Annotated in this window: 15 protein-coding genes; 4 read left to right on the forward strand and 11 right to left on the reverse strand. The window is 53.6% G+C overall.

Features of this window, described 5'->3' with window-relative positions; all coding sequences use genetic code 11:
* Nucleotides 1-381: 381 nt before the first annotated feature.
* Nucleotides 382-945 carry a hypothetical protein gene (locus tag ACFQ03_RS05555; RefSeq protein ID WP_144934463.1) on the forward strand — a complete coding sequence of 188 codons (564 nt, stop codon included), beginning with the start codon at nt 382-384 and terminating at the stop codon, nt 943-945.
* Nucleotides 946-957: 12 nt separating this feature from the next.
* Here ACFQ03_RS05555 and ACFQ03_RS05560 read toward each other — a convergent pair whose 3' ends face one another.
* The 7 genes from ACFQ03_RS05560 to ACFQ03_RS05590 all read right to left on the reverse strand — a co-directional run bounded on the left by ACFQ03_RS05560 (nt 958) and on the right by ACFQ03_RS05590 (nt 7,457).
* Entirely contained in the window at nt 958-2,052 is a 1,095-nt protein-coding gene (locus ACFQ03_RS05560; protein WP_379286653.1) for a GerAB/ArcD/ProY family transporter, read from the reverse strand.
* A gap of 72 nt (nt 2,053-2,124) precedes the next feature.
* Entirely contained in the window at nt 2,125-2,352 is a 228-nt protein-coding gene (locus tag ACFQ03_RS05565; protein ID WP_144934459.1) for a hypothetical protein, read from the reverse strand.
* The gene (locus tag ACFQ03_RS05570) at nt 2,349-2,825 is read right to left on the reverse strand and encodes a Ger(x)C family spore germination C-terminal domain-containing protein (RefSeq protein ID WP_379286655.1); all 477 of its coding nucleotides are present in this window, start codon (nt 2,823-2,825) and stop codon (nt 2,349-2,351) included. The genes ACFQ03_RS05565 and ACFQ03_RS05570 overlap by 4 nt, the downstream gene beginning before the upstream one ends.
* On the reverse strand, nt 2,825-2,974 hold the full coding sequence (locus ACFQ03_RS05575) for a hypothetical protein (protein WP_379286657.1): 150 nt from the start codon (nt 2,972-2,974) through the stop codon (nt 2,825-2,827). Before ACFQ03_RS05575 ends, ACFQ03_RS05570 begins: the two co-directional genes overlap by 1 nt.
* 32 nt (nt 2,975-3,006) lie before the next feature.
* Complete coding sequence (locus ACFQ03_RS05580) at nt 3,007-3,552, reverse strand: Ger(x)C family spore germination protein (protein ID WP_144934455.1); 546 nt, start codon at nt 3,550-3,552, stop codon at nt 3,007-3,009.
* A complete protein-coding gene (locus tag ACFQ03_RS05585) occupies nt 3,553-5,118 on the reverse strand; it encodes a spore germination protein (protein ID WP_379286659.1) in 1,566 nt (521 codons plus the stop codon).
* Nucleotides 5,119-6,170: 1,052 nt separating this feature from the next.
* Nucleotides 6,171-7,457, reverse strand: coding sequence for a sigma 54-interacting transcriptional regulator (locus tag ACFQ03_RS05590; protein WP_379286661.1), 1,287 nt, complete (start codon nt 7,455-7,457; stop codon nt 6,171-6,173).
* 225 nt (nt 7,458-7,682) lie between these two features.
* Here ACFQ03_RS05590 and ACFQ03_RS05595 point away from each other — a divergent pair, with 225 nt between their 5' ends.
* Together ACFQ03_RS05595 and pruA are read left to right on the forward strand one after the other, a co-directional pair.
* Entirely contained in the window at nt 7,683-8,603 is a 921-nt protein-coding gene (locus tag ACFQ03_RS05595; protein WP_379286663.1) for a proline dehydrogenase family protein, read from the forward strand.
* A gap of 43 nt (nt 8,604-8,646) precedes the next feature.
* Nucleotides 8,647-10,194: an L-glutamate gamma-semialdehyde dehydrogenase gene (gene pruA / locus ACFQ03_RS05600; protein WP_144934449.1), complete on the forward strand. Its 1,548-nt coding sequence runs from the start codon at nt 8,647-8,649 to the stop codon at nt 10,192-10,194.
* A 136-nt stretch (nt 10,195-10,330) separates the two neighbouring features.
* On the opposite strand, the gene glpK is transcribed toward pruA, so the two are convergent.
* From glpK to ACFQ03_RS05615, 3 genes are all read right to left on the reverse strand, one after another.
* A complete protein-coding gene (gene glpK, locus ACFQ03_RS05605; protein WP_379286666.1) occupies nt 10,331-11,809 on the reverse strand; it encodes a glycerol kinase GlpK in 1,479 nt (492 codons plus the stop codon).
* A gap of 121 nt (nt 11,810-11,930) precedes the next feature.
* Entirely contained in the window at nt 11,931-13,607 is a 1,677-nt protein-coding gene (locus ACFQ03_RS05610) for a glycerol-3-phosphate dehydrogenase/oxidase (protein WP_379286668.1), read from the reverse strand.
* 177 nt (nt 13,608-13,784) lie between these two features.
* Nucleotides 13,785-14,351 (reverse strand): glycerol-3-phosphate responsive antiterminator, encoded by a 567-nt coding sequence (locus ACFQ03_RS05615; protein WP_186328271.1) that lies wholly within the window; start codon nt 14,349-14,351, stop codon nt 13,785-13,787.
* A 315-nt stretch (nt 14,352-14,666) separates the two neighbouring features.
* On the opposite strand from ACFQ03_RS05615, the gene ACFQ03_RS05620 reads away from it, so the two are divergent.
* Entirely contained in the window at nt 14,667-15,038 is a 372-nt protein-coding gene (locus tag ACFQ03_RS05620; RefSeq protein WP_144934441.1) for a c-type cytochrome, read from the forward strand.
* Nucleotides 15,039-15,187: 149 nt separating this feature from the next.
* Here the strand turns inward: ACFQ03_RS05620 and acpS are convergent, their stop codons facing one another.
* Nucleotides 15,188-15,574: a holo-ACP synthase gene (acpS, locus tag ACFQ03_RS05625; RefSeq protein ID WP_144934439.1), complete on the reverse strand. Its 387-nt coding sequence runs from the start codon at nt 15,572-15,574 to the stop codon at nt 15,188-15,190.
* Between the last annotated feature and the right edge of the window lie 783 nt (nt 15,575-16,357).

Here is a 16,357-nt window from a genome sequence, read left to right on the forward strand (position 1 = left end):
GAGAATACCCTACTTTTTTGTCGCCTGTGAAGGCTCCAAATCTTGGTACACAGAATACTTTACGCCATCCGTTAAAGTTACCAAAAGGCCATTCTGGGCTATTTAAGGTCCCCAGGATCCGTTATTGTCAAACCGCGCTTGGACACGTTATTCGACAACCATTTGAAGTCCGTTAAAATTACTGGAAGGCCCTTCCAGACCACCCTGAGGTCCGTTATAATCATACCGCGCCCGCAGGTTTTTCACATGATCCTCCAAGGGAAGCGGGCGATTACTAGGGAAAGTCCCCCCTGGAGGAATTGACTTGTAAACGGCTGCTGTAGTAAGCTAACGCTTGGACTTAGTCTGCAGGAGTCTACCAGAAAAGTGAGGGAATGGCTTATGTTACAGCACGATAACGATTGGAACCGGATACTGCGTACCTGTATTAAAGTTTCCGTTCCTTTAATTCCATTATTCTATATATGGGGAGCGCAGTGGTTGTTCAGCGCACTCCTCTGGCTGCGGGACTCCTGGAATCTGCCGTTCTGGGTTCAGCCGGCTTCCGCCGCCGTAGCCGCGATCATCAGCGTCATTCTGCTGTTCTCTTACAAGACCGATGGCGATCGCACCCGCGATACGAAGCTCGCCTTCAAAATGGCGCTTCCCGTATTTGTCCTGTTCGCTTCCCTATTGCTTCTGCTTTACTTGGAAGCAGTCAACGGGGTATTCGTTCATTTGGTCCGGGCTCTTTTTCTATCCTTCTTCTATGTGCTGCTCGGCGTATTATTCAGCCGGTCGCTTGTTTATTTAGGACTGTGGCTCTTCGCACTGACGGCAGTCATCGGAAAATTCTACCTGGGCTTCTCCCCGTTCGTACTGGAATCGATGGGAGGACTTAGCCTGATCGTTTGCGGTTGGATTCTGCACAGCGTCGGAAGGAAGTACGCGAAGTCTGCTCATTAGGGGCCTGTTCCCCTAATGGCGCTTTCCGGCCAGCCATCTGCTCTTCAGCGAGTCGATGGCATAGTAGAACAGCGGCACGCCCATGGCGGCCAGCCCGAACGTCATCGCCGCATTTTGCAAATAGTCGTTCAGTTCAATAGCGTCATGAGCCATCTGCTGCGATAAGCCGATCATCAGGGCACTCGCGGCAAACGCCAGAGGCCTCACGCTGTCGAGCCGGAGCAGCCGGGAGAGTACAAACACGGAAACATACAAGCACAGACAGACCTTGATATAAATACAAGTCGTCCAAATCGCTACCAGCATCGGGTCAATATTTTCGAGAAAATCTCCGAAGCGGATGTAGCGCACCGCCTCCAACAAAGGGTACGTGAGATTGGTCGTCAGCTCGCTGCCAAACAGAAGCAGCGTTGGAACCTGCAGCATGAGAACGAAGAGGGTTCCCAGCAGCGCCGCCCCTGTTAAGCTGCGGAAGGTCCGCCCCGACTCCTTGAGCTTCGGGAAAAACAGGACCACCATCACCCATTCCGCATATAATGCGCAAACCATATAGGCCCCTTCCCAAATCTCCCTGACGTCAAAGCGGGTGAAGAAACCGATGGCCCGGTGCCCGTCCACCTGGTACCCCAGCATGGCGGTGGTAACGGCAATAGAGATTACAACAAGAATGAAGATCCCCTGCGCAAACCGGAAAATCACCTCAATGCCGGAACGGACGGCAAACGCCGCACTAATCCCCAGCATGCCGGAAACGACCCAATCGGGAGTGCCGGGTAAATAATTTTGCACCATAAAATCCTGGTATTCCCTCAGAACGAAAGCTGACAGTTGAAGCGCGAAAAAAACAATGACCAGCATTAACGGCACATGCAGCCAACGGCCCACAATTTCCCGGCCATAATCGGCCAAATAGCCATCCGGCCTTCTCTTCGCGAATGCAACGGACAAATAAATCCATCCCAGCCCGAGCGCGCCCCCGGCCAGCATGACCCATAGGGAACCGTATCCCGAAGCTTTGGCCAGCGGCCGGATCATAAATCCCGCAATGGAAGAATAGAAAAAAATAACGAACAGCATCACGATTTGGCTTTGAGTGATCCTCTCCATCCTCTACCTCCTGCCTGTAAAATGCCAATGCTGATCCAGTTCCTGCCCTGCTTATACCCGACCGGCTCATCCTCATTTCATTAATATCCAATCCTGAATCGGCTTCAGCCATGGAATCATATAAGAGCTAAGGCTTGGTAAGGTTTTATCGAAACTGACGGCAGCACTGTATATTAGAGCAAATCCTAGAATGCCGAAAACGATCCAATAGGTTCTCCGGCCTTCCTCCTTCTGCCGTAATTCCTTCCATTCCAGCCAGGCCGCCCCTCCGAACCCCAATAATAACACGGTGATAATCATGAGCCTCCTCCTTCCTGCTCTCCGTATTCCGCTCTTAAAGGATCCTGCTCTCCCCCCGCCCTCTTGATATAGGGGTCAATTTCCAATTCCAGCCGGGCATGCTCGGCGTAATAGTGCTGCCATTTTTCTTTGATAGACGCGAAGCGCTTGGGATACCGGAGCTCGACTCTCTCCCCCAGCTTATAAAAATTGGCTTTATGACGGAGGGATTCATCGAAAGCCTTGCGGATTATCCTTTCCACCTCTTCCTTGAGCGCGGTTCGCAGCTTGGCGATATTGGCGGGATCGGTGATTCTTAGATTGGAATCGGAAGCCAGAACTTGAGCCTGCAGGGTTATTTTCATTTTAAAAACGAGATCGTCCTTATCCCAGACCGGCCTTATCCGGGAACGGCTTTTGATTATGTCGAAGGTCACGGGTCTTTCGTCGGAAGGGGAGGACGCCTTGACAATCGTGGACTTCATCCGGTTCATTATCCATAGGGCCCCTTCGGTTTGCTCCGCCCCCATCTGCCCGACCATTTATAGTTCTTGATCAAAGCCGCCCCTTCCGTTCCGACCCATTCGCCTATTTTATTTTTTTCGCTGGCCAGGTTTTCCTTACGAGACAACAGCAAGCCCATAGTTAAACTGCCGCCATAAGGCTGGACACCCATCAGATCTCGAAGAGTGCGTTTAAAGTCATCCTTCTTCTTGCAAACTCCCTCAGCACCTCGCTCGGAAAACGTTCGAAAACGGCCGACATCCGCGGGATCTTCTCCGCTTCTTCCTTGGCAACGAATAAGTATGTTTTTAATTGGATGTGAGGAAGACGGCCAAGGTACTCCATCAGCGGCTGCATTCCTTGCTTTGCATATTGGCTGCTGACTACAATAATGCGGTTGCTCCCCCAATTGATCTCGCGGGAAAGATCGTTCTGAATCTTCCGGATGGCCTCGGCGATCGTCTTCCCTTCTTTGGTCATATGGGTATAGGGGTTGCCGTCATTGGACACACCGCCGGACTGGCCCTGCACCAGCCGGTTGGGAAGCGGAAAGCCCAACGACACCCGGACCTGCCCATTCCCGGCATCATCAACATACATGGATGTCACGAAAGCTCTGTCGTTGATCTCAATACGCGACCAGCAGCCGGTGGTCAACAGCATGCAAACCGACAGGACCGAGGACAGGCGAATCGTTCTGCTCAAGAGGCGGTTCATCTATTCCTCCTTCCTTTCCATTCGATTGACATATTGCAGTCGTTCTTTATTGGGAGACCCGGCGTAATATTCAGGCCTTCTCCTCATCCGCCACCAAGGAGCCCTGACGAATACGTCAGCGGCATCCTGACCCTTCATCGGAGCTATCGGGGATAAATAAGGAGTACCGAAAGAACGCAAAGTGATCAGATGAAGATAAATCAGGATCAAACCGATGACGATTCCGAACAAGCCGAGGACGCTGGCCAGAATCATGATCGGAAACCGCAGGAAGCGAAGCGTCAGCCCCAGATCGAAATGGGGAATGACGAAGGAGGCTACTCCCGTGAGCGACACAATGATAACCATCGGCGCGGCCACAATGCCTGCCTGAACCGCTGCCTGTCCGATGACCAGCCCTCCGAGAATGGAAACCGCCTGCCCAATTGGCTTCGGAATCCGCAGCCCGGCCTCCCTCAAGCCTTCGAAGGTCAGCTCCATCAGGAAGGCCTCCACCACCGCCGGAAAAGGAACCACATCCCTGGCAGCCGCCACACTGATTAATAAATTCGCAGGCAGTGTCTCCGGATGGAAGGTGGTAATAGCGATATAAAGGGAGGGAAGGAGAAGTGACGCGATCATCAAGCCGTAACGAATCCACCGGATCCAACTGGCGGCATAGAACCGCTGATAATAATCTTCGGCGGACTGCAGCATGGCGAACATCGTCACGGGAGCAATCAGCGGATTCGGCGTTCCGTCTACGAAAATGACAACCCGTCCTTCCAGCAGAGCGGCGGCGGCCGTATCCGGCCTTTCGGTATACTGAAGCTGGGGGAATGGCGATGAAGGGCTATCCTCCAGATATTCCTCCACATAGCTCGTATCGAGGACTCCGTCAATGACGATCCGGGACAGCCTCAGCTTCACTTCGTCCACCAGCTTCTCCGTACAGACTCCTTCCAGATACGTGACGACAACATCCGTTTGCGTATAACTGCCGATCTGGTATCGCTCCATTTTTAAGTAAGGACTCTTGATGCGCCGCCGCAGCAGAGTCAAATTCGTCTCCAGATGCTCCACAAAGCCTTCCCGCGGCCCCCGGATGACGGTCTCGTTCTTGGCTTCCTCGATCGCTCTTTTTTCTATCAGAACATATGGAAAAGAAACCATTCTCTCTTCTCCATCTATCAGCAGAAGGATGTTGCCGTCCAGAACTGCGTTCAAACCTTCCTTCAACCGATGGATGGCGGAATAAGAGGCTGCGGGCAGAATGGTATGCTCGAAGATTCGCACATGCAGCGGATGCTCCCCGGGAGGCGACGTGAGCGGCTGCAGCACGAATTGCTGGAATAAATCGAAATCCACCATCCCGCGCAAATAGATACAGACGCAGGAACGTTCGTCAGGCATCGCGGTGAAGGGATGAAATACCGCATCAAAGCAGCGCTCCAGCATCCCTTGGAACCAGGCCAGTCGGGGCTCCAAAGCAGGACCGAGCCCTTCGGGTTCCTCTACTCCCTGCATGCCTATCCAATCCCGTTCTGGAATGATCGGCTGTTTATGGACCAAGTCTCTTTTTCCCATTGCACATCCTCTCAGAATAACGTTTTTCTTCGTTTATCTACTATGGAGCGTACACCGATGTTTTATTCACGGCCTTTCATAGGAACTTCCAGTATTTTATGCGGTGCCGGCGGCTTACCGGCAGGCAATAAACAAGCCGGCGCCTGCCTTCAAGAGCAGACCCCGGCCCATTTTTTATATGGAATCGAAGGAAATTATTACAAGCCTTTCTTAATTAATACTAGATTGATTCTTCAGAGGGAAACCCTAGTGGATTTCTTCACCTCTCTGTAATTTTTGCTCTGTTTAATGAATCATCTTCTTCGTCCTTACATTTTTTAGTAATTACAGCTCATTTTGGCCAGCTTGCTAATCTCGTTCAGCTAAGTCGCTATCTCGGGCGGAAATGACCCTTATCTTGAAATTAGCCATCTGTTTTCTTAATCTGATGCCGCAGTGTCATGGGTTTCATGGGTTCATTCAGTGTCATGGGTTTCATGGGTTCATGTAGTGTCATGGGTGTTGCGGTGTCATGCGGTTGAACTACTTCTATCAGTCTACTCGCAGAAAATGACAACTAAGTGGATTTTATACAGTTAGTTTGTACCTTTTTGGAGGAAAAACGAAATCTAACTGGAAAAACTCCAGTTATTTCCCGCAATTAGGGCGAGGATCCCCAAAATCATCGATTTTAAATGGAGTTTTTCCATTTACTTTCATCGCTTTTCTCGATCCGCTTCAATTTACCTGCATAAAATCCAGTTAGACGCGCCGTTCCGTTTGCACGGCACCAGCTGAAAATGAAAATAGACGGATTTTTCAAGGCAGATCTCAGGTAAAAAGACCACGAAGAGTAAGCACAACAAGCAAGGCTCCCGATCCGATCCGGGTTTTTGCCGCGGAATTACCCTGCTTGAGGCCGCCCCGAGAGATTCATGGCACAGTATTCTCAGCAACCAGGCTTATCCATAAGTCGGGCTCTCTTAAATAAGCCTTTCCCGGCACGCTTCGTGAAGATGCATGGCGATTGGTCGGCTTCTATGAAAACTCCCGTGGGCGGCACCCATCTGCACCTATTCCAACCCGTATTGCTTCAACTTATAGTAGAGGGCTCCCCGGGAGATTTGCAGCATGCGCGCGGCTTTGGCCTTGTTTCCGTTCGCCCGCTCGAGCGTCTCGGCAATGCGGGCTCGTTCCCACTCGCCGGAATGGACGCTGAGGGGGAGATCCGGCTCCGTCAGCTCATTCAAAGTCCTCAAGCGGGCATTTTCCGGCAGTTGAGCGGACGTCACAGTGCCGGATCCGCTTGCCGCCGCTACGGCGTACTCCATCGCATTCCGCAACTGCGACAGGTTGCCCGGCCAATCGTACGCCAACACCGCCGCCAGTGCGTCCGGCGCAAGCTCCGGCCCGGTCATGCCTGCCTTGGAGGCCGCCTGATCCAGGAAAAGCCGGCACAGCTCCGGCAGGTCCTGCTTCCGCTCGCGCAGCGGCGGAACCGTGTAGAGCTGGAAGGCGTACCGCAAAGAAGGCAGCAAGCGGCCCGCCTCTTCCCCGGCGGCTTGAGGACCGACGGACCCGCATATTCTGCACTGCAGCGGAACGGATGCCGTGCCGCCCAGACGCTCGAAGCGGGACGTGCGCAGCATTGCCGCCAGCTTCTCCTGCATCGCCGGAGGCAGTGCGTCCATGTCTTTCAGGTAGAGGGTGCCCTCCGCCGCCAGATCCAGCTTCCCGGGCCGCTCTTCTTTTCCCTGATAGCCGAACAATTCCGCCTCCAGCATTCCTTCCGGAACGGTGCCGCAGCTCACCATCACGAAGCGGCCGGAGCGGCCGGCGCTTCGGTGCAGCCATTCGGCCATTGATGTGCGGCCCACTCCCCCCTCTCCGCTAAGGAGCAGCGGCTGCCCCAGGGAAAATACCGTCTTCACCCGCTGAAGCAGCCTGGCGGGAAAGACCGCGGGCAGCAGCGGTTGGCCTTCCGGATGATGATACATTTCCGCGCTTAATTTCACATAAGAGGATACGTCGCGTTCGATGGACAAGGCTCCGATCGTCTTCCCCGCCGCATCCGCGATCGGGGCCGCGTTGATCATGACATGCATGCCCGGCCGCGGCTCGTGATAGACCTGATACACGGCACGGCCGCTCTCCATAACCTGAAAGAGCATGATCGATTCCCTCTGGAAGAAATCCCCTATCTTGCGTCCGATAATATCTTTACCATTGATTCCATACGTCTCTTCGGCAACCCGATTCCAATATAATACCGTCCCCTCATTGTCTATGACGGTTACGGCGTCATTCATTGCGCCAAGCAAGCCGCTCAGCACGGCTTCCATCACTTCTGACCGGCTCATCGTCCATCTCCAAGCATTCGATTTTTCTTAGATTATGGCAAAACGGCCACCAGATTGCAATGAGAAAACAATCACTAGCCGGGCAACCTTGGGACTTCGCCCTTTTTCCGTTGCAGACTCAGGAAAGTGTTTACATTTCCAATATTTTGTGTTTATATTTAATCATAAATATAAAATATGTTTAAATTTTATACACTTTTACCCGTAAGAAGGGAAGATGCGCGGATGGAAAGCTTATTGAGGAATGGTTTGTTATTTCTGTCTAAAAATCGCCTCGCCAACCGTGCCGCGAAGAAGTACGGCTTGCGATTCGGCGCCCGCCGCTTCGTCGCCGGCGAGCAGATTGAGGATGCCATCGCAGTGGTTCGGGAACTCAATGAAGCGGGGATTGAGGCCACATTGGATCATTTGGGCGAATTCATTCTAACAGAGGAAGAAGCGCTGGAATCGACCCAATTCTGCATACGAACGCTGCAGGAAATTGAGAGGAGCGGTGTTCGTTCGAACCTCTCCCTCAAGATGACCCAGCTCGGGCTGGATCTGTCCAGGGAGCTGTGCATGCGCAATATGCGGGCCATCCTGGACACCGCCGCCGCCTGCGGCAACTTCGTGCGCATCGATATGGAGGATTACGCCCATAATGAGGCCTCCATCGATATTTTCTGCGAGCTGCGCGAGGAATACGGCGACACGGTCGGTCTTGTCATTCAGGCTTACCTGTACAAGAGCGCGGACGACATCGACAGGCTGCACCGGTTCCGGCCGAATCTGCGGCTCGTGAAGGGCGCCTACAAGGAATCGCCGGACGTCGCCTACCCGAATAAGGCAGACGTTGACCGCAATTTCATCCGGATCATCGAGCAGCATCTCGGCAATGGTGACTATGCCGCTATTGCCACCCATGATGATGCCATCATTCAGCATGTCAAGCACTTCGTCGAAGAGCGTCAAATCCCGCGAAGCCAATTTGAATTTCAGATGCTCTACGGCATTCGCACCCAGGCGCAGCACAATCTCGCAAATGAAGGATATAAGATGCGGGTATACGTTCCATTCGGGAACGATTGGTACGGCTATTTCATGCGCCGCTTGGCGGAAAGGCCGGCGAACGTAGGTTTTGTGCTGAAGTCTCTCTTCAAATCGTAGGTATTATTCATATTTCATAATAATCATATTGGAGGGATTGGGTATGACGATGGTGGAATACCGCAACGAACCGTTTACCGATTTCAAGCAGGAACATAATCGGCAGGCGATGCTTGCCGCGCTGGAGAGCGTCCGTGCCCGGTTGGGGCGCACCTATCCGCTTCGTATCAACGGCCGGAAGATCATGACCGACAGAAGCATCGTATCCGTCAACCCCGGGCGAGTCAAACAGATCGTCGGCTATGTCGCCCAGGCCGACGCTCATCTGGCGAACCAGGCGATTGCCGCTGCGGATGCCGCGTTCCGGGATTGGCAGCATGTCGCCCCGGAGGTTCGGGCGGGCTATTTGTTCAAGGCGGCCGCTCTCATCCGCCGGCGCAAGTTCGAGTTCTCCGCCTGGCTTGTGTATGAAGTCGGGAAGAATTGGGCCGAAGCGGATGCCGACGTCGCCGAGGCGATCGACTTCCTGGAGTTCTACGGCCGGGAGATGATCCGCCTCGCCCAGCCGCAGCCGTTGACCCCGCTTCCTGGCGAGGACAACCGGCTGACCTACATCCCGCTCGGCGTCGGCGTCGTCATACCGCCATGGAATTTCCCGCTCGCCATCATGGCCGGTATGACCTGCGCCGCTCTCGTCGCCGGCAATACGGTCGTGCTCAAGCCGGCTTCGGCATCGCCGGTCATTGCAGCCCAATTCGTCGAGCTGATGGAAGAAGCCGGGCTGCCGGCCGGCGTGCTGAATTTCGTCCCCGGCTCCGGAGGAGAGATCGGCGACCTGCTCGTAGATCATCCGCGCACCCGCTTCGTCTCGTTCACGGGCTCCCGCGATGTCGGATTGCGGATTAACGAGCGGATTGCGCGCCCGGCGGCAGGCCAGATCTGGATCAAGCGGCTGATCGCCGAGATGGGCGGCAAGGACGGCATTGTCGTGGACAGCAGCGCCGATCCTGCGGAGGCTGCGGACGCGATCGTCGCATCCGCCTTCGGCTTCCAGGGGCAGAAGTGCTCCGCCGGCTCCCGCGCCATCATCCATCAGGATCTGTATGAAGAGGTGCTCCGGCATATCGTCGAGAAGACGAAGCAATTAACCGTCGGCCTGCCGGAAGAAAACCATCCGATCGGACCGGTTATCGATGAGAGCGCCTATAACAAAATTCGGGAATACATGGATATCGGTGCGGGGGAAGGGCACCTGGTCGCCGGAGGAGACATCGCGGAAGGCGACGGCTACTATTTGCAGCCGACCGTAATCGCGGACGTACTGCCGAATGCCCGCATCATGCAGGAGGAAATTTTCGGCCCGGTGCTTGCCGTCTGCAAGGCGGATGATTTCAAGCAGTCGGTCGATATATTCAACAATACCGAGTATGGCCTGACCGGATCGGTGTTCAGCCGGAATCGCGAGCATCTGGAATACGCCCGGCGCCATATGCACTGCGGCAACCTATACTTCAACCGCAAATGCACCGGCGCGCTCGTCGGCGTCCATCCGTTCGGCGGATTCAATATGTCCGGTACCGACTCCAAAGCGGGCGGGCGCGATTACCTGCTCTTGTTCACCCAAGCGAAGCTTGTTTCGGAGAAATGGTAATACCGCCGGAAGTGTTGACAAAGAAAAATCCCGGGACAAAGGCCCCTTGCCGCCTCTGTCCCGGGCTCCTGTCGCCGTCCCCTAATCGCGCTCTTACAAGGGGACGGCGTCCATATAATTTATGATTGCCGTGCCGTCAGCCGACTTGATAGGCAACCGCCTTCTTCCAGCCGGCAAATTTGGCCTGACGTTCTTCTTCCCCCATCTCGGGAACGAAATGTCCGTCCTGGGCGCAAATTGATTTCAATTCCTCTTTATCCTTCCATAAGCCTACGGCCAGGCCGGCCAGGAATGCGGCGCCCAACGCGGTGGTTTCCTGCACCTTGGGCCGCAAGACCTCTGTTCCGATAATGTCCGCCTGGAATTGCATCAGGAAGTTATTTTGCACCGCACCGCCATCCACCTTAAGCTGCTGCAGGCTGATGCCGGACTCCTCTTCCATGACGCTCAGCACTTCCGCCGACTGATAAGCAATGGCTTCCAGCGCCGCACGAATCAAATGCGCCCTCTCCGTTCCCCGGCTTAATCCCGTAATCATGCCCCTGGCGTGAGGATTCCAGTAAGGGGTTCCCAGGCCGGTGAAGGCCGGTACGAAGTAAACGCCGTTCGTATCCGGAACGGACATTGCCGCTTGCTCGCTGTCGGAGGCCCGTTCCACGATCCCCAAACCGTCGCGCAGCCATTGAATGACCGCCCCGGCCGTGAAGACGCTTCCTTCCAGCGCATATTCAATTTGCCCGTCGATTTCCCAAGCCACGGTAGTGAGCAGACCTTTGCGGGAAGCGATAGGCTTCGGACCGGTATTCATGAGCATAAAGCAACCGGTTCCGTAAGTATTCTTAGCCATTCCTGCGGAATAACACGCCTGACCGAACAGCGCCGCTTGCTGATCGCCAGCCGCTCCCGCAATAGGAATGTCGATCCCGTCTCCCAGCAAAGAAGTATAGCCATATACCTCACTGGACGATTTCACTTCAGGCAGCATGCTGCGCGGAATAGACAGGCGCTGCAGGATTTCATCATCCCAATCCCGTTCATGAATGTTAAACAGCATGGTCCGGGATGCATTCGATATGTCCGTAACGTGAATCTTCCCCCCGGTCAAATTCCAGATGAGCCAGCTATCGATCGTTCCGAACAACGCTTGGCCGGAATCAGCCTTCTCCCGGATGTGCGGATGATTCATCAGCAGCCATTGCAGCTTGGTGCCCGAGAAATACGGATCGGTCACAAGCCCCGTCTTCTGGCGGATTTTCTCCTCCCAGCCATCCGCTTTCAACTGATCGCACAGATCGGCCGTCCTCCGGCACTGCCAGACGATGGCCCGATGTAAAGGCTTCCCGGTTTCCCGATCCCAAACAACAGTGGTTTCCCGTTGGTTCGTAATCCCGATACCGGCAATATCTTCCGCCTTCACCTGAGCAGCGGCCTCCCGTATAACCTCCAGCTGCACCCGCCATATTTCTTCCGCATCATGCTCTACCCAACCCGTCTGCGGAAAATGCTGGGTAAACTCCTTCTGAGCCATGGCCACCCCTTGCCCCGAACGGTCGAAGAGAATAGCCCTGCAGCTTGTCGTCCCCTGATCCAGCGCTAGAATATATTGTTTCGGCATTGTACCCCTCCCGCTTTCGAAAAAAAAGATCATGAATTCCTATATATCCATTCTAACATACTTCAAGCCGGTCAAGGGCTGGCAAACCTTGCAGCCAGCCCCGTCCGGGCCTCTGTCCTTCTTACTGTCCAGGATAGGATTTGGCAGGAACCGCCCGTACCGTTTCGAACGCTTTGTTCAACCGCTCTCTCTGCCGTTCGGTCTCCGCTTCGTCCCAAGCCAGGCGATCGGCCATAATATGAAGCACCGATTCGCTGATTTCCCGGGCGCGTTTCACGTTAAAGAACATCAATCCGGTGCGCCGGACGATAAAATCAACAGCCGATGCGGCCATCTCATGCTCGATGCAGTAATGCACCTCGGCAATGAGCGCCTTCTGCTCCACATCTAGCGCAGCTTCCTTCTCCCACTCGCGGATTTTGTTATAAATGACAGGAGTGTTGGAGCCATAACGGGAATACAGATAAGCGGCCGTTTCCCGCGCCAATCCGAGCCCCTCTCCTTCCCGGATAATCCGCTCCTTGTATTCCTCGTAGCTTACGCCGCCGGTTTCCCCGCCGCTGATGACCTCCTGATCCGTACTGCATGGAGGGTAGCTGGTCCCTTCCTCTGCGCCAAGCTGCTTGGCGACCAGATCGACCACCTTCTCCGCCATCTTGCGGAAGCCGGTCAGTTTACCGCCGGCAATCGTAATAAGACCCGATTCGGCTACAAAAATTTCGTCCTTCCGGGATACCTCGGACGGCTTCTTCCCATCTTCGTGGATAAGCGGGCGGAGACCGGACCACATCGACTCGACGTCCGAAGCCTTCAGCTTCACGTTTCGGAACGCGGCATTCACTGCATCGATCAAGTAATCGCGGTCGGCATCCGTTGTCCGCGGCTCTTCAATGGCATCCTTGTAGAACGTGTCCGTCGTTCCAATATATGTCTTACCGTCCCGGGGAATGACGAAGATCATCCGGCCGTCGGGAACATCGAAATAGGCCGCCTGCCGAATGGGAAGCTTCGAATAATCGACGACCAGGTGCACTCCTTTGGTCAGCAGCATTCTCTTGCCGACGATGGCATGGTCCTTTTCTCTGACCTTATCCACCCAAGGCCCGGCTGCGTTCACGATTTTCTTCGCATACAGATCGTAGCTCTCTCCGGTTAATTGATCGGTTACCCTGACGCCCACCACTTTGCCGTTGTCATACAGGAATTGTTCCGCTTTCGCATAATTGACCAGCTTCGCCCCGTTCCGGTTGGCGCATTTGGCAATTTCCATCGTCAGCCGGGCGTCGTCCGTCCGGTATTCGTAATAGTATCCCGAGCCTTTCAGCCCTTCTGTCTTGAACAGAGGCTCGATCTCCATCGTTTTCTCCCGGTTGAACATTTTGCGGCGTTCTTTTCTCTTCACTCCCGCCAGCAAATCATAGACGTACAACCCGACGGAGGAGGCCAGGTAACCATAAGTGCCTCCTTTATAAACGGGGAGCAGCATCGGAGCGGGAATAACGATATGCGGCGCATTGCGGTGCAGAAGCGCCCGTTCCCTGCCGACCTCCATGACCAGCTTAACCTCACCCTGCTTCAAATACCGCAGCCCGCCGTGAACCAGCTTCGTGGAACGGCTGCTCGTTCCCCATGCGAAATCGTTCATTTCGACCAGCGCTGTTTTCAAGCCCCGCCGGCTGGCGTCCCAAGCTGTGCCCACACCGGTAATCCCTCCGCCGATAATCAGCACGTCCTGCTTCTCCGCCTGCATCGCTTCCAGAATTTCCGAACGTTTCAATGCCGAAAATGTTTGACTCATCGCTGTATTTCCCCCTTTGTTCTCTATTATTTGCGGAGCGGAGAAAATACAAAAAACCCTTTGGCTCAAACTGTACACCTAAATAAAGGTGCAAGTTCAGCAAAGGGTTCTCTTATCGTCTCCGCCCATAGCTTTATGCATCGTTAATTTCATTATAGCTTAGCGCTTTTCCGTTGTCTATAACTTCATTTGCCACAGATCCGGTTCGCCTACCGAAACGGCCAGCGCCCCTGCCTTCAGAGCTTCGTGGACCTCTTCCTCTTCCCTAATCAGTCCGCCGGCAATAATCGGCAATTCCGTCATCTCGGTCAGCTCGCGAATCACCTTGGGCATCAGGCCGGGCATGATCTCCACCGCATCCGCGCCCGATGAGCGAATCGCTTTCATCCCATTGCGAATCGCCGTGCTGTCAATCAGAAAAAGCCGTTGAATGGCTTTCATCCCGTTTTCCTTGGCCATCCCGATCAAATGATTGCGTGTGGAGAGAATCCCGTCCGGATGAATATGGTTTGCTATATACTGAACCCCGCTCCGGTCCGAGGCAATCCCTTCAATGAAATCGAGGTGAACAAACACACGCCGGCCGCTGTCTCTTACTTTGGTGACCAGCTCCTGCAGATTGCCTATCGAGCCCATCAGCAGAAAAATAACATTTACCCGGCTGCCGAGAGCCTCCGCCAATTCTTCCTCCGACCGAACCGCAGCGATCACTTGATGCTCGACCATATCGACTATCCGCTCCACAGTCACGCCTCCCGCAAGGGCACGGCCGCATTGCAGCTATCCCCCGTTAGTCTCGTTGCTTTGCTGTATAGTATTTTAGCATAGAAAGCAAGTTTCATCTAAACTTATAGATATCATTCCGGTAGTATTTACTTTAATTTCCGTAACTAAGCAACCTTATCGGGATTGGATCGAAATTCCTTATGTCATACGGGTGAATGAGCCTGGTCCATGTTATTAACCCCGTCCTCTTTCATGAATGAAGCACAAGGAGAATGGAAACCTTAAGCTTATCGCGAATGGATGATTAACATAGATAAGGGGATGAACAAGATAATGAAAAAAGTGATGGTCTTTATCTTCTGTCTGCTGCTTATAGCCGCTTTGGCTGCTTGCGCCGGCAAGAAGGACGATGCCGGAACCGCAAGCCCTGCCCCGGGAGCACCTAACGGGGAAACCGGAAAGCAGCCGGCGACCACCGTCGATGCGGAAGCATTGTTTAAGCAGCACTGTATAGCATGTCATGGAGCTAATCTGGAAGGAAAGCTTGGAGGCAATACGAACCTGACGAAGGTCGGCGGCAAGCTGTCCAAGGATCAGATCGCGACCAAAATCGAGAACGGCGGCAACGGGATGACCGCCTTCAAGAACACTCTGAGCGCCGATCAAATCGATGCATTGGCCGATTGGTTGTCTACCAAGAAGTAGAAGGGCGCTTGATCCTTCATTAAAACCTCCACCCCGCTTATTTAGCGGATGGAGGTTTTATCTGCTTGATCGGCAAGCTTACGGGATTCCCTATGCTCGTACCCCGGTCTTCCTGCCCCGACGAATACCGGCCTGTCCGTTATGTGCCGTCACTCCGCCCTTTCGATTACCGCAAAAGCCGTCGCCATAGTTTCGCTATGGGAGATGCTTAGATGGATCTGTATATTTGCCAGGCCCAACCGGGTTAATGAAGCCTCCGACAATCGGCATTGCGGCTGCCCGTTCGAATCGGGAAGCACCCCGATGTCCTGAAAGCCTACCTGTCTGCCTATCCCGCAGCCCAAAGCCTTCGCCACAGCCTCCTTGGCGGCGAAGCGTCCGGCTACATATTCATGGAGCCTGGCCTGACGCTGTTCGGCCAGCTTTCGCTCATCGGGAGTAAGAACCCGCTCTACAAAGCGGGGGCCCGATGGCTCCTCCATCAGCTTCCGTACTCTCGCAATTTCAATAATATCGGTCCCGACTCCAATGATCACGTCTGTGTCCCTTCCTATCTAGGCAGGCGGCCTCGAAATTTGTCCGGTTCAAGTACTTATTCTAAACTCAACTTTCGCAGACTCAGATTGACGGGGATCCCTTATAGATAAAGGAAAATGCCCCGAAATAATAGGGTCTTGACAGAACAACACCGCTTTGTTTGGTTAAGTGGAAGTGTCAATAAACCATTCTAAACAAAGAAATAGCTTGATGATGCACCAAAATTTTAAATCACAGCTATAGGGGATGGCGTCCATTTTTATTGGCACTAAGCCTGAAAATCGTGCTTCATTATGATCTGTTTGCGGAACGTTATCCGGATGGATGACCCGGAAGCAGATAAAAACCCGCTTCCCGCGCCTTCGCTTGGGCTGCGTCTTCCACCGAGCTTTAAATATTTCTTATTCATCGTCCCGGCCGGGCTGTCCAGGAGCTGGATAACCCCGCCAGCTTACACAAGCTTTGTGACGCTACCTTCATTAGTGTGAAATTTGAAAACTACCTTAAAAAATCCATTTATTTCCATTATCTGATGGTGCCACAGCCAGAGGCATGAGCGTCTAAATGGATTTCATCCAGTTAATTTTCTATATTCGGGGGAAATAGGAATATTAAATGGAAAACCTACAGTTAGTTTGCGCCAAAACAGCCGTTTCGCCCAAAGTTGCCCATTCTAACTGTAGTTTTTCCAGGTAGTTTGATCATTTTCGCCCATTCGCTTGAATTTAACTGTACAAAATACAGTTAGTCCCCCATGCAAGCTTGGTCGCACCGAAAGTTGA

Source organism: Paenibacillus residui, assembly GCF_042677205.1.
Lineage (GTDB): Bacteria > Bacillota > Bacilli > Paenibacillales > NBRC-103111 > Paenibacillus_L > Paenibacillus_L residui.